The sequence below is a fragment of the Collinsella sp. AM10-26 genome, assembly GCF_003472525.1.
Lineage (GTDB): Bacteria > Actinomycetota > Coriobacteriia > Coriobacteriales > Coriobacteriaceae > Collinsella.
Map to the genome: position 1 here is coordinate 203,565 of NZ_QRMC01000003.1, position 21,958 is coordinate 225,522.

Here is a 21,958-nt window from a genome sequence, read left to right on the forward strand (position 1 = left end):
CGATGGGGAAGCGGGTCGTGTTTAGCTATCGTCATTATAGGTATTATCGCGATTCCATTTGAGACCTTGAGGCTTGTTGAAATGGGGCCGGGATTCGCATAAGATGAAGCAGATGGCACCCGTTGCAGCGGGTTGGCCAACTCCAAAACACGTTTATGGCGTGAGAAGTGGCCGTCTTCGCATTACGCGGGGGCGGCTATTTTTTTGAGTACAAGATTAGATAGTTAGACAAACATCTAAATATCGAGTATAGTGTGCGCGTCATGAGAGATGATGAGAGGAGGTCTTATGCCGGGAGAGGGTTTTAAGGCGCTTGCCGATCCAACGCGACGGCGCATTTTGGAGTTGCTGCGCGAGGGCAATTGCACGGCGGGGGAGCTTGCCGAGCATTTCGATATCAGTAAGCCGTCGCTGAGCCATCACTTGGCGACGCTCAAAAACGCCGGGTTGGTGACCGACGAGCGCCATGGCCAAAACATCGTATACAGCTTAAACACCACCGTCATGCAGGATTTGATTGGCTGGTTTATGGGTTTTACAAACACGGAAGGTGATAAGGATGAATAACGAAAACAAGGGCATTCACCCCACGGGGGTATCGTCGCGCGTGTGGATTGCGCTGGTCGCTCTGTGCGTCGCCAATGTCGTAGCGCACCTCATGGTGATGCCGAGCTTGCCTGCGCAGATTCCCACGCACTGGGGCGCGAACGGCGCCGTCGACGGTTGGGGTCCTAGCTGGATGGCCTCCGCGCTCGGCGTGCTGCCTCTGGCGCTTCTCGCAATGTTCTGCGTGGTGCCGCGCATCGACCCCAAAGGTGAGGCATATCGAACCTCGGGCAAGTTCTACCAGGGCTTCGTAATCGCCTTCACCTTGTTCATGTGCGCCATAAGCTGGCTGGGAGAGCTTACGGTCTGGGGCGTGGTGCCGGCGGTCGGTTCGGTTAACGTGCTGATTTCCGGTGTTGTCGGTTTGCTGTTCATCGGCGTAGGCAACTACTTGCCGCGTGTGAAGCAGAACTATACGCTCGGTATCAAGACACCCTGGGCGCTTGCCGATCCCGAGAACTGGCGCCGTACGCAGCGTTTTGGCGGCGCCTGCTTTATGGTGCTGGGTATTGGCCTGATTGTGATGGGCGTGGCGGGTAGCGTGCTTTCGAGTGAAGTCGTCGCCGCGGTGATTGCGGTTCTGGCGCTTGGTTCGGCCGGAGCTGCCTACGTCTATTCATATCTGTTGTGGCGCAAATCGCAGCGAGCCGCTCGTTAAGGTTGCGGAAAACTAGCGTACGCAGTTCATAGTATGTTCCGGGGGACTTTTCCCAGGTAGTATTAGGGGGTGTGGGCAACCATGCCCCTTTTTCGTTACGTTTCAGAGCTGGTTCCCTCATTTCGTTTCCACTAAGGCGAATCAAGAATAGGGAAACAGCAGGTAGAAAGGATAGAACAGGCAAATGGCAGAGTTTATCTACCAGATGTATCAGGCTCGCAAGGCCCATGGCGACAAGGTGATCCTTGACGACGTGACCCTGAGCTTCTACCCCGGTGCCAAGATCGGCGTCGTGGGCCCCAACGGTATGGGCAAGTCGACCCTGCTCAAGATCATGGCCGGCATCGAGGAGGTCTCCAACGGCGATGCCAAGCTCACCCCCGGCTACACCGTGGGTATCCTGCAGCAGGAGCCGCCGCTCGACGACGACAAGACCGTCATCGAGAACGTGCGCATGGCGTTTGGTGACATGATCGCCAAAGTCGATCGCTTCAACAAGATCGGCGAGGAGATGTGCGACCCGGATTGCGACATGGACGCCCTCATGGCCGAGATGGGAAAGCTCCAGGACGAGATCGACGCCGCCGACGGCTGGGATATCGATTCCAAGCTCGGCCAGGCCATGGACGCCCTGCAGCTGCCCGATTCCGACATGCCGGTCAACGTACTTTCCGGCGGCGAGCGCCGTCGCGTGGCCCTGTGCAAGCTGCTGCTCGAAGCTCCCGACCTGCTGCTGCTCGACGAGCCCACGAACCACCTGGACGCCGAGTCGATCCTGTGGCTCGAGCACTTCCTGCACAACTACCAGGGCGCGGTGCTTGCCGTCACGCACGATCGCTACTTCCTGGATAACGTTGCCGAGTGGATCTGCGAGGTCGACCGCGGTCACCTTTATCCCTACAAGGGCAACTACTCCACGTATCTGGAGACCAAGGCCGCCCGTATCGAGGCGCAGGGCAACCGCGACGCCAAGCTCGCCAAGCGCATGGAGGCCGAGCTCGAGTGGGTACGCAGCTCGCCCAAGGCTCGCCAGGCAAAGAACAAGGCCCGTCTGGCTCGCTACGAGGAGATGGAGGCCGAGGCCCGCGCAAGCCAGAAGCTCGACTGGACCGATATCCGCATTCCCGTTGGACCGCGTTTGGGTAACAAGGTGCTCGAGGCCCATCACCTGCACAAGGAATTCGACGGTCGCGTACTCATCGACGACCTTTCTTTCACCCTGCCGCGTAACGGCATCGTGGGCGTCATCGGCCCCAACGGTGTGGGCAAGACTACGCTCTTCAAGACCATCGTGGGCCTGGAGCCGCTGACTTCGGGCGAGCTCGAGGTGGGTGAGACCGTCAAGATCTCCTATGTCGATCAGAACCGTTCTGGCATCGACCCCGACAAGAACCTGTGGGAGGTCGTCTCGGATGGCCTGGACCACATGATGGTCGGCGAGACCGAGGTCCCCAGCCGCGCGTACGTGGCGAGCTTTGGCTTTAAGGGCCAGGACCAGCAGAAGCGCGCTGGCGTACTCTCCGGTGGCGAGCGCAACCGTCTGAACCTGGCGCTCACGCTCAAGCAGGGCGGCAACCTGCTGCTCCTCGACGAGCCCACGAACGACCTCGACGTCGAGACACTGTCCTCGCTCGAGGCGGCGCTGCTCGAGTTCCCGGGCTGCTCGGTGGTCATTAGCCACGACCGTATGTTCCTGGACCGCGTCGCCACGCACATTCTGGCGTGGGAGGGCACCGACGAGAATCCGGGCAACTGGTATTGGTTCGAGGGCAACTTTGAGGCCTATCAGGCCAACCGTATCGAGCGCCTGGGTGAGGACGCAGCCCAGCCGCATCGTATTCACCGTAAGCTGACGCGCGACTAGATCGTTACGCGGTTTTCCAAACCGCGTAACTGCTCGACGCTGCGCGGGCCGCAAGCACCCCATCTTGCCGTTCAAGCCGTCGCTCGCGTATCGAAGTACGCGTCGCTCCTCTTTCACGGCAACCTGGGGCACTTGCGGCCCGCTCGCTGTTGGTTACGCAACATCAACAAATAAAAACGGCTCAAATCCTGATTTGGATTTGAGCCGTTTGTCGTTACTGCCCGGGTTCTTCGACTTTATCGATGGCCCAGGTGGATCCGAGACCACCGGTGGTGTTGCGGCGGATGCGCACGGTAACCTCGCGGCGCTCGCCGGCCTGCGTGTAGCGCAGGGGGAAGCTTGCGCGGTTTCGCGCGACCTCGATGGTACCTCGCTCGCGGGCGATCCAGTAGTACTCGCCGACGATGCCGAGGGTGTCGGCGCCGTAGGGGAGATAGGTTGACAGCTGGTGCAGAAGCGGGCCGGGGCAGAAGACCTCGGTTGTGAAATCGACGGGGAAGTCCTTGGGGATGGCGGGCGCTGCAGGTGCGGGGGTTGGGGCCGCTGCGGGTGCCGAAGCCGGTGCCGGTGCGGGAATTTGGTCGCATGCGGAGGTGGGCACGGACTCGATGACGGGTGCGGACTCCGGCATCGCTTCCGGCTTGATCGTGGAATCTGCGGGCTTCACGGTGACGGGTGCGTCTGCAGCTGCAGTTTCAACCTCAACCTGCGTCGCGTTCTCGTTCTCGACGCTCGACTTTGCCTCGATGGGCGTGGATGCCATGGTGGTGATGCCGGCGTTGGCGTTCTCGGGGTCATAGACGACCGTGAGCGAGATGGCGGGCTGCGGCGTCTCGGGCTCCGGCGCCGACTCGGTAGCGCCTTGATCGGCGGGCTCATCGGACTGATCGTCCTCGGCCTCGTTGCCAAAGACATCGCTGTTCTGGAACGCAGGCGTCTCGGGTTGGTTAGCGGCTTCTTCGGTTGTCGACTTGGGCGCTTCGTTGAGCTCCACAGTGGCTTCCTGCTCGGATATGACTTCGGGATCGGTCGTGGCGGCGATTTCGGTTTCGGCTTCTGCTGTTACCTCAATAGCGACTTCGATCTCTGTCTCGGGGTCGGGCTCTGGAGCGACTTCGGCCACAGGCTCGGGCTCGGGACGCTTAACGTGCTTGGGGCGCACGGCCTTGAGGTCCTTCTCACCGCGTTTTTTCTTTTTGTAGGACTGCTTGGCACCCTTGGCTGCCTTGGGCTTGTCCTCGCCCTTGGCAAGGGCGGTATCCCAGGCCTCGTTGGCGATGACGGTGGCATACAGGCGACCGCCCTTAAAGACGGTCAGCTTAATGCAGTCGTCGAGCTCCTCGAGCAGCTCGCGCGTGGTCTCAAACCCCAGGTCATAAGCGGCCATGTCGCCGGCGGCGAGTACCTCCTCGACCTGCGTCATAAACGTTTGCTTGCCGCATCCGATTGCATCGCGCAGCAGGCGATACAGATAGATGTGGTTGCCCAGCGATAGCGTGGGCTTAACTATTGTCTTGCTCATGGCAAATCTCCTCTTTACACACCAAAGCATCTTACCATCGCGCGGGACTTGCTACCTCGGCGCCCAAGGCAAACGGGCGCGAACCGCTGTCGATTCGCGCCCGTTATACAGGTCGGTTATCTATGAGAGGCAAATGTGCTTAGTTGCCCGATGCCGTGCCTTGGCTCGAGTTGTCGGATGCCGTGCCGGACGCGGTTCCGCTCGAGCTGTTCGAGCTGTTGGTGTTGCTGCTGTCTGCTGCGCCCGTTCCCGAAGTGCTGTCGCTCGTCTGGCCGCCCGTGCTCGGCTGCGAACCGTCAGTCGTTTGGCTTGAGTCGGTCGTGCCGGACGGCGTGCTGCTGTTGGCCGTAGAGGAATCGGTGCCCTGCGATTGGTTTTGGGTGTTCGAGGACGAATTGGCAGAGGTAGAACTGTCTTGCGTATCGTCCGTCTGTGCCTGTTGATCCTGCGACTGGGTGTTGCCATTTGCATCGCTCTCGGTCGTGCGCGACGAAAGGATCGGCTCGGGACGCTCGCCCAGACCCTCACCGGCAGTGGTGATAAGGATGGCGCCGACGCAGGCGATGACCGCGACGATGGCGATAGCGATCGAGAAGATGATGACCTTCTTTTGCGTCTGGCTGCGCTCAGCCGCCGCCTTGGCGCGCAGGCTGTTGGGAGCGACGCGCGCCGTGGTCGCGCGTCCCGCAACCTGGCGCATCTCCTGCGTGGTTGCGGCGCCACCTAGGTGCTCCTCGACATTGGGCTCAACGGGCTCGTAGGCGCCGGTAGGGTAGTCGACAGCGGCATGCGTGCCCTTGATTGCTTCGGCGCTGGCAGAGATAAAGTGGCGGTAGATCTGCGAGGACACAACAGTGATGACCGAGCTCACAGCGGCACCAATCACCGAGCCGGCAATGCCGATCTTTGAAGCAAGCGCCACGCTCGTGGCGGCAGCTGCGGCGCCGGCGATGATCTGGGGAATGGAAATGTCATCGAACAGGCCCTTTTTGGGCGCGATGGCCATGGTCTGTCCGATGGAATGGTTCTCGTGCACGCCGTTGTTGAGCGATGCCGGCGTCATGACGCGCGTGCGCGGCGCATCGGTGTACTTGGTTGTCATACGGGGTCCTCCCGGTGTAAATCTGCTTCGTTTCGTGTAGCCATCAGGGTACCCACCAGATGTGAATCGTACGTGACATTTAACAGATACCATCAACTCATCAAGGGGGCATGCTGTCTTTGGTGCAACAGCTTGATGCTAAACTGATTTCATGATTGCGAGGTGGTTTACGTGATGTACCCGTATATGACATTCGAAGATGGTACCGAGGTCATTCATTCTGACCTGATTACAGATGGCGATATCGAAAAGGTTATCGTGCATTTTGAACGGCCGACGGCAGAGGGCTTCGACTCCGCTCGTTGTGAGTTGCCTTCTTACAATTGGACCATGTGGGAGGGGCGTTTCACCGACGAGGAGAAGCGAGGCTTTGAGACTTTTCTGAGCAATAACGCCCATCTGCTGTATCGCTACGCCGCAAGCGGAGGAGCAAAAGTTGCCTAGCTTATTTCTTATTGGCGGCTATCGAGTCTTCTTTTGGTCCAATGAAGCGGGCGAGCCAATCCATGTCCATGTTTGCAAGGGGGCGCCTTCGGATAGCTCGGCCAAAATCTGGCTGACTCGCAGGGGCGGTTGCATTGTCGCTAATAACAAAGCGAAGATCCCCCGGAGCACGCTTGACGACCTCTGTGAAATTATCGCCGCTCAGCATGAATTGATTTGCTCTAAATGGAAGGCGTTTTTCCTTGTGGATGAGATCTCGTTCTACTGCTAAACGCTATTCTGACTTCTCTTTTCCAATTTTAATCATGAGCCCGCCCCATCAGCACTGATTGAACTTGACAGTACAATGGAGGCGACCGTCGCCCGCGCCCTCTTAGCGCTGTGGGATACCCTGAAAATGAGAATCGAGACTCGCCTTGCAAGGGCTTTTCCTAACGGTGCCTGTTGACCGATTTTGATTCTGCATGAAATAATCAACCACGTGGCACTCCCGTGCCAAGTGGGGAGCAGCATGAAGATTCTTAAGCGAATAAACAACAATACGGTTATCTGCGTCAACGCTAAGGGGCGCGAGCTTGTGGCGCTCGGGCGTGGCATCGGGTTTCCCGACGGCCCCGACGAGGTCACGCTCGACAAGATCGAGCGCACGTTCTACGGCGTCGACTCTCGCTATCTGGCGCTCCTCGACGAAATTGATCCGCAGGTGATGGAGTTTTCCGCTCAGATCGCCGATATCGCGCGCTCCAACATCTCGCGTGAGCTCTCGGCCAACCTGCCCTTTACCATGGCCGACCACATCGCCTTTGCCATCAAGCGCTGCCGCGAGCACATGTTTGTTCAGATGCCGCTTTCCTATGACGTGCAGCAGATGTATCCCATCGAGTACAAAATCGCAAAGTTTGCGCTTGGGGGCATCAATCGCGAGTTCAACATCAAGATGCCGCCGAGCGAGGCGAGCGGCATCGCACTTTGCATTGTCAACAGCGTGGTGGCATCTTCCTCCAAGGCCAAGTCCAACACTGTCCGCAAGGATGAGGCGCTCCTTGAGAAGTTTACCAAGATTATTGAATCTCAGCTTGGTGTGAGCGTCGACCGTGACGGCTTTGACTTCTGCCGTTATGCCACGCACGTGCGTTACCTGCTTGAACGCGTGCAGAGCGGCGAGCCCCTCAATACTGAGAACGGCTCGCTCTATGGGCCGCTCTGCGAGCAACATCCCGATGTGGCCGTGTGCGTGGACCGCATGGCCGAGCTTATCGCCGAGCGCTTTGGTGCCGAGCTCACCGACGAGGAGAAGGTCTACCTGATGCTCCATGTCAACCGCGTCTGCGCGGGATCGCGTATGTAGGGCACCGTTTGCCGCCGTATTTTGACCGTTTGCCGGATTGGACAACCTTTTTGGTGAACGCCTTGGAGATTCCGGCCTTAAAGTAAGCCACACATAAGGTGTTATTCGAGAAGAGTCTCGAAGCATGACGTAGACAGTTCCCTGTCCGTATTGTGCTTCGGGGCTCTTCTGTTTTTGTCATTCTTCCTTCTTTTTGAATCGCCTGGTGTCAGGCCTGTCGTTATTGACGTGCCCCGCAAATGCGCAAACGTGGGGTGCCGGAAAAGCAAGGGAGTTCAGCTATGGCTGACAACAAGAAGATCGCGGCCGATGTGCTCGAGGCCGTCGGCGGCAAGGAAAACGTAACGTTTGTTGCGCACTGCATGACGCGTTTGCGCTTCAATCTCAAGGATATCGATGCCCCCGATATCAAGGAGATCAAAAAGATTAACGGCGTGCTTGGCGCCCAGATTTCGGGAACGCAATTCCAGGTGATCGTGGGACAGAACGTGCCCAAGGTCTACGATGAGCTCTGCAAGCTCGGCGGTTTTGCCAAGCAAGACGCCATCGACGAGAACCTTGATAAGCCCAAGGAAAAGCTTACACCCAAGGTAATCGGCAACAATATCCTTAACTACCTGTCGAGCTCCATGGTCCTCATGATTCCTGTGCTCATGTGTTCCGGTCTCTTCAAAACCATCGCCGTGGTGCTCGGTCCTACGATGGCAAACGCCATTTCCGAAACAAGTGACCTGTATGTTCTGATGAACATGCTCTATAACTCCGCGTTCTACTTCCTGCCGATCTATCTGGGCTATAACGCTGCCAAGAATATCGGCGTGACGCCGGTGCTCGGTGCGTTTATGGGCGGTATTCTCATTAATCCGACGATGATTCAACTGGCTGCGGACGGTGCTCCGTTTTCCGTCTATGGCATTCCCTGCGTTGCGGGCAACTACACACAGTCGGTGATCCCCATCCTGCTCTCCGTTTGGGCAATGAGCTATATCGAGCGCTTGTTCAAGAAGGTCATGCCCGATACTCTCTCCACTGTGTTCACCCCGTTCTTTACAATGCTCGTAACGGTGCCGGTGTCGCTTTGCGCTCTTGCGCCACTTGGCTCTTGGCTCGGTAACGGTTTGGCGGCATTCTTCGAGATGTTCGGTTCCACGGGTGGTGTTGTCGCGATTCTCGGTGCCGGCTTGTTGTCGGCTGCTTGGCTTCCCATGGTAATCTCGGGCATGCACGTGGCTGTCATCATGATCGCCATCGCCAACTTTATGGCCACTGGTGTCGACTCGTTTATCCTGCCTGCCACCACGCTGAGCCTCTGGGCAGCATACGGCGTTGAGGTCGCATCTTGGTTCAAGCTCCGCAACAAAGACGAGAAGGCCCTCTGCCTGGGCTACGTGATTGCCAACATGGTCGGCGGCGTGGGCGAGCCCTTTATCTACGGTGTGATGCTGCGCTATCGCCGCACTTTTGCCATGGCTATCGCTGGCGCGTTTGTCGCGGGCGCCGTGGGCATGTCTCTCGGTGTGAGCGTCTACGTTGCCGGTGCTGCCTCCAATGTTCTCAATCTGCTCGCCTTTGTGGGCGGTGACGTGCAGAACTTCATCAACGCCTGCATCGCCGGTGCTGCAGGGTTTATCGCGGCCTTTGCCCTTACGTTCTTCTTTGGGTTTACCGAGGACGAGCTCGAAAATGGTCCTGTTTCCGAGCGCTAGTATCAACTCAGTGGTGTTTAAACTTGGAAAACGGCCCTGCGGGGTCGTTTTCCACTATCGATAGGAGCGCATATGACCATCAACGATGTTATCGAGGCCGTGAAGGGGTATTGTTCCAGTACGGATGCCTTTACCGGCAAGCCCATCGATCCGGCGACGACGCGCGATCAAGTGACCTTTGGCGCCGGGGCGCTCGGCTGCGACTGCACGGGCGTTGTGACCTGCATCTGGCCTACGGTCGAGGTGGTGCGCCGTGCGAAGGAGCTGGGCGCCAACCTGATTATCTCGCACGAAGCGATCTTCTGGAACCATGGCGATCATCGCGATGTCGTGGCTGGTAATGCCTCTTTTAAGGCTAAGGTTGCTCTGCTTGAAGAGTGGGACGGCGCGGTTTGGCGCTGTCATGACTACATTCATGCCGGTGTGCCGCTCGAGGCGGACGGCTCCCTTGCTGATGGCATCTTCTACGGGCTTGCCGATAAGCTCGGCTGGCTCGATTGTCGCATCGAGCGTGATTGCATGGATTTCGAGATTCCCGAGATGCCGGCGCGCGAGCTAGCGGCATATGTTGTCGAGCGTTTGGGGCTTGCCGGTACGCGTGTGATTGGCGACATGGATGCTCCCGTGCGCCGCGTGCGCATTCCCATGCATATCTTGGGACATCCTGCGGGTGATACCGAGACGCTCAACAAGATGGACGCCGAGGGCATCGATTGCCTGCTTGCCATGGAACTTATCGATTTTACGGCGAGCGAATACGTGCGCGACGCCGCGATGCTCGGCCAGGGCAAGTGCATTATTCACATGGGGCATTTCAACGGCGAGGAACCAGGCATGGAATACATGGCAACCTGGGTGCCGCGTGCGCTCGAGGGGGCGGGATTGGATTCTGCCAAGGTGCCGGTGAGCTTTGTACCCATGGGGGATACCTATCAGTACGTGCTGGCACGCTAGCTGAGAGTGGGGAGGCGGCTTTTGTGGCCACCTCCCGCTGTACGTATTTCAGGTAACTATTCGTGCCCCATCCTGCTGTCCTAGATATGCGCAGCGCGCCTAAAACGACGGCGCGCAGGCAAGGCGCTACAATGGTGCCCATAAGAATCGCCTTTATGCGCAAGGAGCATGCTATGGATACAGAGCTCAACCAGACGGGCGCCGTGTGCGCGAAAGCAAGCGACGGCTTTTTGCGTGTGGCGGCGGCGTCGCCGCAGATTCGCGTGGCCGATGTCGAGGGCAATGCCGAGGTTGCGCTGGCGGCTGTTCGCGAGGCTGCCGAGCGCGGCGTTCGTGCGCTCGTGCTGCCCGAGCTTAACCTGACTGGTTATACCGCGGCTGATCTATTCCATAACCGCACACTGCTGCATGCCTGCGAGGCGGCGCTTGAGTTTATCCTCGATGAAACCCGTGAGCTGCCGATCGTCTTTACCGTCGGCCTTCCCGTTGCAGTGGCCGAAAACATCTACAACTGCGCCGCCGTGTGCTGCGCGGGCGAGCTTTTGGGCCTTACGGCTAAGAAGTATCTGCCCAACTATGGCGAGTTCTATGAGCGCCGTTGGTTTGCTCCGGCACCTACCGATCCCGTTTGGCTTGAATTTGCCGGTCAGGGTCCGGTCCCGCTGGGCTCGGGGCTTGTCTACCGTTGCTGTGATGAGGGCGCCGAGGACCTGGTGTTGGGCGTTGAGGTCTGTGAGGACCTGTGGGTGCCGGTGCCCCCTTCGACGGGGATGGCGCTTGCCGGCGCCACGGTGATCCTTAACCCGTCGGCCTCGGACGAGATTATCGGCAAGGCAGATTACCGACGCAGCCTCATCTCCAACCAGAGCGCACGCCTGTACTGCGCCTATGCCTACGCAGACGCGAGCGAGGGCGAGTCCACGACCGACATGGTCTTTGCGGGCGAGAACCTTATCTACGAAAACGGCTCCAAGCTTGCCGCGACCAGGCTTCTCACCTGTGGCATGGCCATCGCCGACGTCGATCTTGACCGTCTGGTTGCCGAGCGCCGTCGCTCGACGACGTGGACACGCGCGGGCGATGCGCCGGAGGCCACGACTGTTGAGTTTTCGTTTGAGGGCGTGTTGGCCGAAGAGCCTGTCTTGCGCGATGCCTGCGATATCGACCGCGTTTTCCCGCGTGCGCCCTTTGTGCCGGTCGACCACGGCGATCTGGCCGAGCGCTGCGAGACCATCCTCGACCTGCAGACTGCGGGCCTCAAGACGCGCCTTGCCCATACGGGCACCAAGGCAGCTGTTATCGGTCTTTCGGGCGGCTTGGACTCCACGCTGGCGCTGCTTGTGACTGTGCGTGCTTTCGATGCACTGGGGCTGCCGCGCACGGGTATCACGGCGGTCTCCATGCCCGGCTTTGGCACGACGCACCGCACCAAGTCCAATGCCGAGTCGCTCGCCCGCGACCTGGGTGTCTCCTTCCGCGAGGTCTCGATTCATGCGGCCGTGGAGCAGCATTTTAAGGACATCGAGCACGATCCGGCCGTCCAAGACGTGACCTACGAAAACAGCCAGGCGCGCGAGCGTACGCAGATTCTGATGGACCTGGCCAACCAGGCTGGCGGCTTTGTCATCGGCACCGGCGACCTGTCGGAGCTGGCGCTCGGCTGGGCTACGTACAATGGCGACCATATGAGCATGTACGCCGTCAACGCGAGCGTGCCCAAGACGCTCGTGCGTCATCTGGTTCGCTATGCGGCCGATGTCTTTGGCGGACGCATCGCCGAGGTGCTGCTCGATATCCTCGATACGCCGGTGTCTCCCGAACTTCTGCCGCCCACGGGCGACGGCGAGATTGCGCAGAAGACCGAGGATTTGGTGGGCCCGTACGAGCTGCACGACTACTTCCTCTACTACCTGCTGCGTTTTGGCTTTGAGCCGGGCAAGATCTACCGCATGGCGCTCAAGAGCTTCGAGGACGTCTACGACGCCAAGACCGTCCACACGTGGCTGCGTACGTTCTACCGCCGCTTCTTTGCCCAGCAGTTTAAGCGAAGCTGCCTGCCCGACGGCCCCAAGGTGGGCTCGGTGACGCTCAGCCCGCGTGGCGATTGGCGTATGCCGAGTGACGCCAGCTCGCGTCTGTGGCTTGCGCAGATCGATGCGCTCAATCCGATTGACTAAGGTTGGCTAAATTGAACCAATACGGGGGTTGCAAGCGTTACACTTTTGCAATCTGATGGCCCGTATCGCGCGGCGCTCTTGTCGGAGCGCCGCGTTTTTTATATCGAAAGGTGGCACCATGCAGGCATCGCAGCGTCTCGACCGCTTTGGCGCGGAGGTCTTCGCCTCGCTCAACAACAAGCTTCTCGCGCTGAAGGCTCAGGGCAAGACCATTTACAACATGAGCGTGGGCACGCCCGACTTTAAGCCGTACGACCACGTGGTCGAGGCGCTCACGCATGCAGCCCAAGATCCCGAGATGTGGAAGTATGCCCTGCGCGACCTGCCCGAACTCAAGCAAGCCGTGTGCGATTACTATGAGCGTCGCTTTGGTGTCTCCGGCATTACGCCGTCTATGGTGCAGTCGTGCAACGGCACGCAGGAGGGCGTGGGCCATTTGGGCCTGGCCCTGCTCGATCCGGGTGACTCCATCCTGGTTCCCGATCCGTGCTACCCGGTCTTTGAGGCGGGCGCCAAGATCGCCGATGCCAAGCTCGAGTACTATCCGCTGGTTGCCGAGCATAATTACCTGCCCTATGTGGCGGGTATCGATCCCGAGGTGGCCGATCGCGCCAAGTATATGATCGTGTCGTTGCCCGCAAACCCGGTCGGCTCGGTGGGTACGCCCGAGGTCTATGAGGAGATTATCGCTTTCGCCCGCGAGCACGACTTGCTCATCGTCCATGACAATGCGTACTCCGATATCGTGTTCGACGGCGAGCCGGGCGGAAGCTTTTTGCAGTATCCCGGCGCGCTCGAGGTGGGCGTGGAGTTCTTCTCGCTTTCCAAGTCGTTTAACGTTACCGGTGCGCGTATCGGCTTTTTGGTCGGCCGCGAGGACGTGGTCTCTGCCTTTGCCAAGCTGCGCGGTCAGATCGACTTTGGTATGTTCTTCCCGATCCAGAAGGCTGCTATCGCCTGCCTGAACGGTCCGCGCGATGAGGTCGAGGCGCAGCGTCTGAAGTACCAGGAGCGCCGCGACGCCCTGTGCGACGGTCTTGAGGGCCTGGGCTGGGAGCGTCCCAACGCGCATGGCTCTATGTTTGTGTGGGCCAAGCTTCCCGGTGGTCGCACCGATTCCATGGCGTTTTGCGAGGAGCTCATGGAGAAGGCCGGCGTTGTGGTGACGCCTGGCGCGAGCTTTGGTCCTTCGGGCGAGGGACACGTGCGCATGGCGCTGGTCCTGCCGCCCGATCAGATTGCTTTGGCTGTCGAGGCCATTCGCGAGGCGGGCCTGTATTAGAAAGCTATTTCGCCTCGTCAATAGCTCGAAACCGATTTCGTGCAGTTATTTTACGAATTCTGCAAACAATTTCGGTAAACGGTCGATTTTTGGCTGCGAATAGGAGCATAATCAAAGTCCCGATTGGATGTATTGGGATTACGGCAAGCCGCTCGGGTCGTTCCCGGGCGGCTTGCTTGTGGAGAGAGATGGGAGTTTCTAATGGTTAACGAGAAGAAGGTCGCTATTGTCGGCTGCGGTTTCGTCGGTTCGTCGTCGGCGTTCGCACTGATGCAGAGTGGTCTGTTCTCCGAGATGGTCCTCATCGACGTGGACAAGAACCGCGCCGAGGGTGAGGCTCTGGATATCGCGCACGGCATGACGTTTGCCGAGCCGATGAAGATCTACGCCGGCGATTATTCCGATGTCGCCGATGCTGCCATGATCGTCGTCACCGCTGGCGCTGCCCAGAAGCCCGGTGAGACTCGCCTGGACCTGGTCAACAAGAACGTCAGCATCTTTAAGTCCATTATTCCCGAGATTAAGAAGTCCGGCTTCGACGGCATTCTACTAATCGTCTCCAACCCGGTCGACGTTCTGACCTATGCCGCCATCAAGATGTCCGGTCTGCCCGAGGGCCACGTCATCGGATCCGGCACCGTGCTCGACACCGGCCGTCTGCAGCAGATGCTCGGCGCTCACGTCGAGGTCGATCCGCGCGACGTTCAGGCCTACGTCATGGGTGAGCACGGCGACTCCGAGTTTGTCGCTTGGTCCAGCGCTCAGGTTGCCGGCGTTCCGCTGAACACCTTCTGCGAGCTTCACGGCCATCTGGAGCATGAGGCTGCCGAGAAGCGCATCGCCGAGGACGTCAAGAACTCCGCTTACACCATCATCGAGAAGAAGCACGCCACCTACTATGGCGTCGCCATGGCCGTCAAGCGCATCTGCACTGCCGTCATGCGCGATGAGCAGACCGTTCTGCCTGTCTCCTCGCTTATGGTGGGCGAGTACGGCCTGTCCGATCTTGCCATCTCCATGCCGACCGTCGTTGGCCGCGACGGCGTTGTCTGCCGCGTCCCCGTGCCGCTGAACGATGACGAGCAGCATGAGCTTACCGCCTCCGCCAAGGCCCTCAAGGACATCATCGACAGCGTCGACTTCTCCTGCTAAATCAAGCTCGCTAGAGCGAAAAGCTACAATGAAGGCGTCCGAGCCCACACGGCCCGGGCGCCTTTTTGGTGCAAAGTAACCTGACCCCAATGCGCCATTGTTGATGGGAGAGCCATGTCGGATTCGCCTAATTTTTTGACCTATGCCCAGACGGCGTTTGATCCGTTTGAGGAACGGTCGTTCTGCGCTGTGGATAGCCTGGTCTTTGCGTGGCTGTCCTATTTGCGTTTGCCGGGGGATATGCCGGAGCTTACCGGCTGGCAGGGTCTTGACGTACGCGAGCTGCTGCGTGCCGAGTGCTACCGGGACATGATTGGCGACCTGTGGGATCCGGAGGGGAGCAGGGCCTTGTTGGAGGCCGTGGCAGCAAGCCCTCGCTACCGTGGCGTGCACGTTTGCGGCTATCGTGCCGTGAGCGATGTGGTGGTGACAGAGCAGTTTGCGGCTATGACGTTCCGATTTCCGGCGGGGTTTAGCTATCTTTCCTTCCGGGGGACCGACAGCACGATTGTGGGCTGGAAAGAGGACTTTAACATGGCGTTCCGGTGTCCTGTGCCGGCCCAGGAATCCGCGGCGCGTTATGTGGACGAGGCAGCGGATACGATTGACGGGCCGCTTTTGTGCGGAGGTCATTCCAAGGGTGGAAACCTTGCGGTGTACGGTGCGGCGATGTGCTCCGATGTCGCCCGTGAGCGAATCGAACGGGCGTATTCCCATGATGGTCCGGGCTTCGTCGAGGAGTTTCTGAACGGCAGCGCCTTCGCTGATCTATCCAGTCGAATCGACAAGACGCTACCTCGGTCGTCGATTTTTGGCATGATGTTCGAGACGCAGGAGGACTATGCCATCGTTGAGAGCACCGAGTTCAGCCTGCTGCAGCACAATCCCTTTAGCTGGGTGGTTGATGGTCGCGACTTCGTGTACTGTGAGCGCCTGTCCGCCGGTGCTCGATACGTTGATGGCTCCATTCGCGAGATGCTGCTTGCGGTGTCGCCTAGCGAGCGCGAGCGTTTCGTAGATGCGTTGTTCTCCGTGCTTGAGGCTACGGGTGCTGAGCGGTTTGCGGATATCGCCGGGAATCTGCGCGAGAGCCTGCCCGTGATGCTCCAGACTGCGCAAGGCTTTGACAAGGATACGCGACGCTTTGTCTCGCAGACCATCGCGGCAATCCTTAAATGCGCACTGCTGCCCAAACGACCCCAGATCGACATGCCCGCTGCCGGCAAGAGTTTGGCAGAACAGCTCGAGGCTTGGCAGTCCGAGCTCCTGCGCTAGCCATTGGTGCAAAGCAACCTGTCCCCGATGCACCAATCTTCGATGCGCCTGGGGCGGGCTCGACCGCTATACTGGTTCGTGCTCAATTCGATCTAGAACGGAATGCCGTATATGAAAATCAATCACGCGATTCTGCATATCCTGGACTTTGACTCTGCCGTCAACGTCATGAGCCAGCGAGAGCTCGATATCGAGAGCCGCACCGTGCGCAACTTTGTGACCACACATTTGCGCCGTGCCCGTACATCGGCCGATAACAAGCGCGCCACGTTTGCCGAGAACTCCGCATTCGGCGGCGAGCTCAAGGGCTATTTCTTTGGCGAGCGCGAGTTCGTGGACCTGTCGCAGCAGATTGCGGAGTTCATTTCCTCCGAGCTCGCCAAGGCCGAAAAAGCCGAGTCCACCGATGTGCTCGTGGCCGACTTTGACGACGACGAGGATGCCCGCTGGTTTGCCGTGATGTTGCTGGACTCCAAGCAGGCTTTTATGCACGAAGTGGGACGCGAGGAGGGCGAGGTGCGCAACGACATCACGCGCCACTATGCTATCCTGCCGAATCCTTCACAAAAGGTGCCAAGCTATGCCATCGTGCGCGCGAGCACCATGGAGATCGGTTATGTGGACAAGAAGCGCAAGATTGCCGGCGAGGACCGTATGCTTATCCCCGATGGCCTGCTGCAGTGCGACACGGGCGTATCGGGCAAGGAGGTCATCGATACGGTGACCCGCGTGGTCGAGGAAGTTGCCGAGGAGCACGGTGCCAATACGGCCGTGGCGCTCGCCAAGGTTAAGGCAGCTGTCGCCGAAAAGGTCGAAGACGACGAGGAGCTGCCGCCTTGGGATATCGTCGACGAGGTCTTTGAAGACGAGCCGGTCATCAAGGAGAGCGTGCGTGCGGTGCTGACCGAGGAGAAGGTACCGGAGCGCGTGCCCGTGGAGCGCAAGCAAGTCGAGCGCGCGGCCGTACGCAATCACAAGATTCGTACCGACACGGGTATCGAGATCAGCTTCCCGGCAGAGATGGGCTCAAACTCCGAGTACATCGAGTTCGTCAACGAGCCTAACGGCCTCATCTCCATCGAGCTCAAGAACATCGGCAGCATCGAGAATCGATAAAGCTTTTTCTTTTGAATAAAAGTCTGGATTATATTTCGATGTATACTTGGAAATATAATCCAGACTATTTTTTTGGAGGTCAATAATGTCCCCACTTGTTCTGGAAAAACCGGTGTTTACGAAAGACCAGGTTGTTTCTGCTACCGAAGCAAGCAAGTCTTTATCCGCCATACGCAAGCGCGCCAAGCGTGCCCCGCAATTCATTGCAGACCATAACGATATCGATACCGTGATTGTCGATTATGCCGCCTATGAGGAAATGTACGGCGCGCTGCAGTATCTGCGCGAACTTGAGATTGATCGCATCGCGGCGGACCGAATCAAGAACGGTCCGCACGAGTTTATTCCGTTTGAGGACGCCTTAACTCCTGAGGAGCTCGCAGAGTTTGAGTCAATGGATCCCGACGCGATTTCCGACGAGGACCTTTTCGAATGAGTGGACATTTTGTCATCGGCTTTTTGAATCGAGATGTCGAGAAGGAATATCAAAAGCTTGATGGTTCTCAGCGAAGACTCGTGCGCATTGCAATAGAAAAATTAAAGACGCGCGCCGATGAAATCGGAACGCCGCTTCACGGTGAGCTTGCCGGCTGCAAAAAGATCAAATGGCGAAACGCGGGACTCCGAATGATTTTTCGAATTCGAGAGGACGGAACAGTTGAAATTGCCGAGATTGTAGCAATTGGGCGGCGTGACCGTTCCGAGGTCTATAAGACGGCCGCAGGGCGCCTGTCAAAGCGACCCGCCATGGTTGAATACGACGGAACTCTGAGATGATGAAGGCCGAAGCCCCGATGGTGCTTCGGCCTTTTTTGTTTTCGGCTTGGTTGCTGACACTGCGCCGCAGGTTGAGCATACGTCAGTGAAAACGCGGTTTGTCAAAACCGCGTAACTTTTAAAGCTGGCGCAGGCCTTCCTCGAGGCCGGTCTTGCTGTCGGTCTTCTCGTCGCGCATCTTGATGACGCGGGCGGGGACACCGGCCACGACGGCGCCGGCGGGGACATCCTCGACACACACGGCACCGGCGGCCACGACGGCGCCCTTGCCCACGCGCACGCCCTCCAGGACCACGGCGTTGGCGCCGATCATGACGTCGTCTTCGATGATGACGGGCGTGGCGCTGGCGGGTTCAACGACGCCTGCCAACACGGTTCCAGCGCCGATGTGGCAGTTCTTGCCCACGGTGGCGCGGCCGCCCAGCACGGCGCCCATGTCGATCATGGAGCCCTCGCCAATGACGGAGCCGATGTTGATGATGGCGCCCATCATGATGACGGCGCGATCGCCGATCTCGACGCGGTCACGGATGATCGCGCCCGGCTCGATGCGGGCGTTGATGCCCTTAAGGTCGAGCATGGGCACGGCGGAGTTGCGGCAGTCGTTCTCTACGTCGTAGTAGTCGATGGAGTCGGCGTTGGCGTCGAGGATTGCCTTGAGCTCGTCCCAGTCGCCAAAGACGGTCTTGCCGCGACGGCCGCCGTAGACATGCGCGTCGCCCCAGGCAACCTCCATGCCGGGCTTTTCGCGCACGTACAGTTTGACGGGCGTCTTCTTGGGCGCGGTGGCGATGTAGTTGATAATCTCCTGTGCATCCATCTCGGCTGCGTTGCTCATATGCTGTCTCTCCTTTGGGTGGATCCGGTTGATACCTGGTTAGGCAAACATGATCTGGTCGAACGTGTAGAAGCCGGGCTCGCGGGTGACGAGCTTCTGGGCGGCGGCCAGGGCGCCGTTGACGAAGATCTGGCGGCTCGTGGCACGGTGCGTGAGCGTGACCTCCTCGTCCTGGCCAAAGAAGCTCACCTCGTGCACGCCGGCGACGGTGCCGCCGCGCAACGAGTGCATACCGATTTCCTTGGGGTCGCGCGCGCCGCACATGCCCTCGCGTCCGTAGACGGGGTGGTAGCCTGCCTCGGGCTCGGCCTCGACTACGGCGTCGAGCAGCAGCTTGGCGGTGCCGCTGGGGGCGTCAACCTTTTGGTTGTGGTGCGTCTCGACAATCTCGCAGTCAAAGCCGGGCAGCTCGCGCGTGGCCTGGGCCACTAGATGACGCAGGGCGGCGATGCCGATGGAGTAATTGCCCGAGTGCATAACGCGGGCGTTCTGGCCCAGCTCACGCAGGCGGTCCATCTGCTCGGGAGTGTAGCCTGTGGTGCCCGAGACCAACGCCGTACCCGTGCGCTCGACATAGGCGACGACGGCGTCGAAGGTCACGACGTTCGAGAAGTCGATAATCACATCGGCAGCCGGTGCGTTCTCGAGCTCGCTCAAATCGAAGCCAATCTGGGCCACGATATCAAAAGCGGGCTGCCCGGCGGCGTCGACAATTCCTTCGGCGGTAGTGCGGATGAGCGAGCCCATGCGGCCCGTTCCCATAATGACGGTCTTAATCAAGCAGACCAGCTCCCTTCAGAGTATCGGTAAGTGCGGCTCGCGTGTCGTCTGCCATGGGGCATAGCGGCATACGGTAGTTTGCCTCGATCATGCCCATCTGGGCGAGCGCTTCCTTAACGGGGATGGGGTTGACCTCGCTAAAGAGGGCGTTGATGAGCGGCTGGCCGGCAATCTGGATATCGCGGGCGCGCGCTACGTCGCCGTCCAGATAAGCGCGGCACATGTCGTGCACGAGTTGCGGCTGTACGTCGGCCCACACGCTGATGGTACCCGAAGCGCCTAGGCTCATGAGCGGCACGGTGAGTGCATCCTCGCCCGAGTACATGCGGAAGTCATCGGACAGCAGGTGGGCGATCTTGGCCGCGTAGGCGACGTTGCCCGAGGCCTCCTTGATGCCCATGATGTTGGGGTGCGCGGCCAAGCGCTCTACGTTGCGCTCGCTGATACCGCAGCCACAGCGGCCTGGGATGTTGTACAGAATGCAGGGGATGTCCACGGCGTCGGCCACGGTCTTAAAGTGCTGGTAGATACCCTCTTCGTTAGACTTGTTGTAGTAGGGGGTAATGAGCAGCAGACCATCGGCACCCAAGCCCTGGTAAGTGAGCGACTTAGTGAGCATGGTTTGCGTGGAGTTAGAGCCCGAGCCGGCAATAACGGGGACGCGGCCCGCAACCTGCTTGACCACTGCGGCGACAACGGAGTTGTCCTCGTCGTCGGTCATCGTGGCACTCTCTCCGGTGGTGCCCAGGGTGAGGATGGCGTCAGTGCCATTTTGCAGGTGGAAATCGATAAGGCGCTCAAGCGCGTCAAAGTCGACACTGCCGTCCTTTTTAAACGGCGTGACAAGGGCGACGATTGAGCCCTCGAGATTGCGGATATCCATGTTCTTCTCCTTCGCTTCCGCGATCTGGACGCGTTTGTTCCATTGGGCGGCGACTGCTAGGCGCTCGTCTTGAGCGCGACGGCGGGCGGCATCGGCGCGCGATTTGGCCAGCAGCTCGCGGCCGCACGGCAGCACGTCGAGCGTGGCAAAGTAATCGCCCGGGCGCTCGGCGCGGCGGATGAGGTCTGCCGAGCCATCGGGGCGCAGCAGGACCTCGGCGGAGCGCAGACGGCCGTTGTAGTTGTAGCCCATGGAGTAGCCATGCGCGCCGGTGTCGTGAATCACGAGCAGGTCGCCCATGTCGATATGTGGCAGCTCGCGGTCGATGGCGAACTTGTCATTGTTCTCGCACAGATTGCCCGTGATGTCGTAGGTGTCCGTAACGGGCGTTGTGGTCTTGTCGTCGCCACCCGGCTGGCCCATCACCGTGATGTGGTGGTAAGCGCCATACATGGCGGGACGAATGAGGTCGACGGCGCTGGCGTCCACGCCGATATAGTCCTTGTAGATTTGCTTCTCGTGGATGGCCTTGGTGACCAGGCACCCATAGGGGCCCATCATAAAGCGGCCCATCTCGGTACAGATCGCCACATCGCCCATGCCGGCGGGAACCAGAATCTCGTCGTAGGCCGTGTGTACCCCTTCACCGATGGCGTGGATGTCGTTGGCCTGCTGCTCGGGCAGGTAGGGGATGCCGACGCCACCAGATAGATTAATGAAGGCGACGTGTGCGCCGGTCTCGCGCTCCAGGCGTACGGCAAGCTCAAAGAGGATGCGCGCGAGCTTGGGGTAGTAGTCGTTGGTGACGGTGTTGCTGGCAAGGAATGCGTGGATACCAAAGTCCTCGGCGCCCTTGGCCTTGAGCATGCGGAAGGCCTCGAAGAGCTGCTCGGTGGTCATGCCATATTTGGAGTCGCCCGGGTTGTCCATGATGCCGTTGGAGAGCTGGAACAGACCGCCCGGATTAAAGCGGCAGCTGACCGTCTTGGGGATTGGCCCCGCAACGTGCTCAAAGAACTCGATGTGGCTGATGTCGTCAAAGTTGACGATGGCACCCAGCTTGTCGGCGAGCTCAAAGTCGGCCGCCGGCGTGTCGTTGGACGAGAACATGATGTCGTGGCCGGTGATGCCCAGTGAGCGGGCGATCATGAGCTCGGTATAGCTCGAGCAATCGCAGCCGCAGCCGTATTCGTTGAGGATGGAGATAAGTGCCGGGTTAGGGTTGGCCTTGACGGCAAAGTATTCCTTAAAGCCCGGGTTCCATGCAAAGGCGTCGCGCACTTCTTGCATGTTGCGGCGGATGCCCGCCTCGTCGTATAGATGAAACGGCGTGGGGAACTGCTCAACGATATGCTCGAGCGTTTCCTTGTCCACAAACGGCTTCTTTGCCACATATGCCTCGTTGGGAGTCAATGACATGTCCCGTAAACCTCGCTATCCAGACGGCGCTACCTGCGCATCGAATCCGCATAGC

20 protein-coding genes are annotated in these 21,958 nt (G+C 59.3%); 15 read left to right on the plus strand and 5 right to left on the minus strand.

Going from position 1 to position 21,958, the window contains the following annotated elements; all coding sequences use genetic code 11:
- Positions 1 to 288 precede the first annotated feature (288 nt).
- From DW123_RS03930 to ettA, 3 genes are all read left to right on the plus strand, one after another.
- Entirely contained in the window at positions 289 to 567 is a 279-nt protein-coding gene (locus DW123_RS03930; RefSeq protein ID WP_022094448.1) for an autorepressor SdpR family transcription factor, read from the plus strand.
- Entirely contained in the window at positions 560 to 1,264 is a 705-nt protein-coding gene (locus DW123_RS03935; protein ID WP_117763770.1) for an SdpI family protein, read from the plus strand. The genes DW123_RS03930 and DW123_RS03935 overlap by 8 nt, the downstream gene beginning before the upstream one ends.
- 184 nt (positions 1,265 to 1,448) lie before the next feature.
- Complete coding sequence (gene ettA / locus DW123_RS03940; RefSeq protein WP_117763769.1) at positions 1,449 to 3,128, plus strand: energy-dependent translational throttle protein EttA; 1,680 nt, start codon at positions 1,449 to 1,451, stop codon at positions 3,126 to 3,128.
- A gap of 214 nt (positions 3,129 to 3,342) precedes the next feature.
- Here ettA and DW123_RS03945 read toward each other — a convergent pair whose 3' ends face one another.
- A complete protein-coding gene (locus DW123_RS03945; protein ID WP_117763766.1) occupies positions 3,343 to 4,650 on the minus strand; it encodes a hypothetical protein in 1,308 nt (435 codons plus the stop codon).
- A 139-nt stretch (positions 4,651 to 4,789) separates the two neighbouring features.
- Complete coding sequence (locus tag DW123_RS03950; RefSeq protein WP_118273483.1) at positions 4,790 to 5,752, minus strand: hypothetical protein; 963 nt, start codon at positions 5,750 to 5,752, stop codon at positions 4,790 to 4,792.
- Between the two features lie 174 nt (positions 5,753 to 5,926).
- Here DW123_RS03950 and DW123_RS03955 point away from each other — a divergent pair, with 174 nt between their 5' ends.
- The 12 genes from DW123_RS03955 to DW123_RS04010 all read left to right on the plus strand — a co-directional run bounded on the left by DW123_RS03955 (position 5,927) and on the right by DW123_RS04010 (position 17,983).
- Positions 5,927 to 6,196 carry a hypothetical protein gene (locus DW123_RS03955; protein ID WP_117735274.1) on the plus strand — a complete coding sequence of 90 codons (270 nt, stop codon included), beginning with the start codon at positions 5,927 to 5,929 and terminating at the stop codon, positions 6,194 to 6,196.
- Complete coding sequence (locus DW123_RS09860; protein WP_117735273.1) at positions 6,189 to 6,467, plus strand: DUF4160 domain-containing protein; 279 nt, start codon at positions 6,189 to 6,191, stop codon at positions 6,465 to 6,467. Before DW123_RS03955 ends, DW123_RS09860 begins: the two co-directional genes overlap by 8 nt.
- A gap of 240 nt (positions 6,468 to 6,707) precedes the next feature.
- Positions 6,708 to 7,544 carry a PRD domain-containing protein gene (locus DW123_RS03965; protein ID WP_117794494.1) on the plus strand — a complete coding sequence of 279 codons (837 nt, stop codon included), beginning with the start codon at positions 6,708 to 6,710 and terminating at the stop codon, positions 7,542 to 7,544.
- A gap of 281 nt (positions 7,545 to 7,825) precedes the next feature.
- Complete coding sequence (locus DW123_RS03970; RefSeq protein WP_158570739.1) at positions 7,826 to 9,250, plus strand: PTS transporter subunit EIIC; 1,425 nt, start codon at positions 7,826 to 7,828, stop codon at positions 9,248 to 9,250.
- A 72-nt stretch (positions 9,251 to 9,322) separates the two neighbouring features.
- Positions 9,323 to 10,204, plus strand: a complete 882-nt coding sequence (locus tag DW123_RS03975; RefSeq protein ID WP_117794496.1) for a Nif3-like dinuclear metal center hexameric protein — start codon at positions 9,323 to 9,325, stop codon at positions 10,202 to 10,204.
- A 173-nt stretch (positions 10,205 to 10,377) separates the two neighbouring features.
- Complete coding sequence (locus tag DW123_RS03980; protein ID WP_118273485.1) at positions 10,378 to 12,381, plus strand: NAD(+) synthase; 2,004 nt, start codon at positions 10,378 to 10,380, stop codon at positions 12,379 to 12,381.
- A 118-nt stretch (positions 12,382 to 12,499) separates the two neighbouring features.
- Positions 12,500 to 13,663, plus strand: a complete 1,164-nt coding sequence (locus DW123_RS03985) for a pyridoxal phosphate-dependent aminotransferase (RefSeq protein ID WP_118273486.1) — start codon at positions 12,500 to 12,502, stop codon at positions 13,661 to 13,663.
- A 201-nt stretch (positions 13,664 to 13,864) separates the two neighbouring features.
- Positions 13,865 to 14,815 carry an L-lactate dehydrogenase gene (locus DW123_RS03990; protein ID WP_089573042.1) on the plus strand — a complete coding sequence of 317 codons (951 nt, stop codon included), beginning with the start codon at positions 13,865 to 13,867 and terminating at the stop codon, positions 14,813 to 14,815.
- A gap of 114 nt (positions 14,816 to 14,929) precedes the next feature.
- Positions 14,930 to 16,090 carry a DUF2974 domain-containing protein gene (locus DW123_RS03995; RefSeq protein WP_117735269.1) on the plus strand — a complete coding sequence of 387 codons (1,161 nt, stop codon included), beginning with the start codon at positions 14,930 to 14,932 and terminating at the stop codon, positions 16,088 to 16,090.
- 111 nt (positions 16,091 to 16,201) lie between these two features.
- Complete coding sequence (locus tag DW123_RS04000; protein ID WP_118273487.1) at positions 16,202 to 17,206, plus strand: nucleoid-associated protein; 1,005 nt, start codon at positions 16,202 to 16,204, stop codon at positions 17,204 to 17,206.
- Between the two features lie 85 nt (positions 17,207 to 17,291).
- Positions 17,292 to 17,642 (plus strand): hypothetical protein, encoded by a 351-nt coding sequence (locus DW123_RS04005; RefSeq protein ID WP_117794499.1) that lies wholly within the window; start codon positions 17,292 to 17,294, stop codon positions 17,640 to 17,642.
- Positions 17,639 to 17,983 (plus strand): type II toxin-antitoxin system RelE/ParE family toxin, encoded by a 345-nt coding sequence (locus DW123_RS04010; RefSeq protein ID WP_117794500.1) that lies wholly within the window; start codon positions 17,639 to 17,641, stop codon positions 17,981 to 17,983. The genes DW123_RS04005 and DW123_RS04010 overlap by 4 nt, the downstream gene beginning before the upstream one ends.
- Positions 17,984 to 18,101: 118 nt before the next feature.
- Here the strand turns inward: DW123_RS04010 and dapD are convergent, their stop codons facing one another.
- Genes dapD through dapA form a run of 3 tightly spaced genes read right to left on the minus strand, consistent with a single transcriptional unit; the run spans position 18,102 to position 21,903 of the window.
- Positions 18,102 to 18,821, minus strand: a complete 720-nt coding sequence (gene dapD, locus DW123_RS04015) for a 2,3,4,5-tetrahydropyridine-2,6-dicarboxylate N-acetyltransferase (RefSeq protein ID WP_117763758.1) — start codon at positions 18,819 to 18,821, stop codon at positions 18,102 to 18,104.
- 39 nt (positions 18,822 to 18,860) lie between these two features.
- On the minus strand, positions 18,861 to 19,601 hold the full coding sequence (gene dapB / locus DW123_RS04020) for a 4-hydroxy-tetrahydrodipicolinate reductase (RefSeq protein WP_199406643.1): 741 nt from the start codon (positions 19,599 to 19,601) through the stop codon (positions 18,861 to 18,863).
- Complete coding sequence (gene dapA, locus DW123_RS09730; RefSeq protein ID WP_147336100.1) at positions 19,594 to 21,903, minus strand: 4-hydroxy-tetrahydrodipicolinate synthase; 2,310 nt, start codon at positions 21,901 to 21,903, stop codon at positions 19,594 to 19,596. Before dapA ends, dapB begins: the two co-directional genes overlap by 8 nt.
- Positions 21,904 to 21,958: the final 55 nt, after the last annotated feature.

Coding starts and splice junctions, on each gene's coding strand:
- DW123_RS03980 (WP_118273485.1), top strand. CDS start 10,378: ATGGATACAGAGCTCAACCAGACGGGCGCCGTGTGCGCGAAAGCAAGC.
- DW123_RS03990 (WP_089573042.1), top strand. CDS start 13,865: ATGGTTAACGAGAAGAAGGTCGCTATTGTCGGCTGCGGTTTCGTCGGT.
- DW123_RS03955 (WP_117735274.1), top strand. CDS start 5,927: ATGTACCCGTATATGACATTCGAAGATGGTACCGAGGTCATTCATTCT.
- DW123_RS03945 (WP_117763766.1), bottom strand. CDS start 4,650: ATGAGCAAGACAATAGTTAAGCCCACGCTATCGCTGGGCAACCACATC.
- DW123_RS03995 (WP_117735269.1), top strand. CDS start 14,930: ATGTCGGATTCGCCTAATTTTTTGACCTATGCCCAGACGGCGTTTGAT.
- DW123_RS03950 (WP_118273483.1), bottom strand. CDS start 5,752: ATGACAACCAAGTACACCGATGCGCCGCGCACGCGCGTCATGACGCCG.
- dapD (WP_117763758.1), bottom strand. CDS start 18,821: ATGAGCAACGCAGCCGAGATGGATGCACAGGAGATTATCAACTACATC.
- ettA (WP_117763769.1), top strand. CDS start 1,449: ATGGCAGAGTTTATCTACCAGATGTATCAGGCTCGCAAGGCCCATGGC.
- DW123_RS03935 (WP_117763770.1), top strand. CDS start 560: ATGAATAACGAAAACAAGGGCATTCACCCCACGGGGGTATCGTCGCGC.
- DW123_RS03965 (WP_117794494.1), top strand. CDS start 6,708: ATGAAGATTCTTAAGCGAATAAACAACAATACGGTTATCTGCGTCAAC.
- DW123_RS04005 (WP_117794499.1), top strand. CDS start 17,292: ATGTCCCCACTTGTTCTGGAAAAACCGGTGTTTACGAAAGACCAGGTT.
- DW123_RS04010 (WP_117794500.1), top strand. CDS start 17,639: ATGAGTGGACATTTTGTCATCGGCTTTTTGAATCGAGATGTCGAGAAG.
- DW123_RS03970 (WP_158570739.1), top strand. CDS start 7,826: ATGGCTGACAACAAGAAGATCGCGGCCGATGTGCTCGAGGCCGTCGGC.
- DW123_RS03930 (WP_022094448.1), top strand. CDS start 289: ATGCCGGGAGAGGGTTTTAAGGCGCTTGCCGATCCAACGCGACGGCGC.
- DW123_RS03985 (WP_118273486.1), top strand. CDS start 12,500: ATGCAGGCATCGCAGCGTCTCGACCGCTTTGGCGCGGAGGTCTTCGCC.
- DW123_RS03975 (WP_117794496.1), top strand. CDS start 9,323: ATGACCATCAACGATGTTATCGAGGCCGTGAAGGGGTATTGTTCCAGT.
- dapA (WP_147336100.1), bottom strand. CDS start 21,903: ATGTCATTGACTCCCAACGAGGCATATGTGGCAAAGAAGCCGTTTGTG.
- DW123_RS04000 (WP_118273487.1), top strand. CDS start 16,202: ATGAAAATCAATCACGCGATTCTGCATATCCTGGACTTTGACTCTGCC.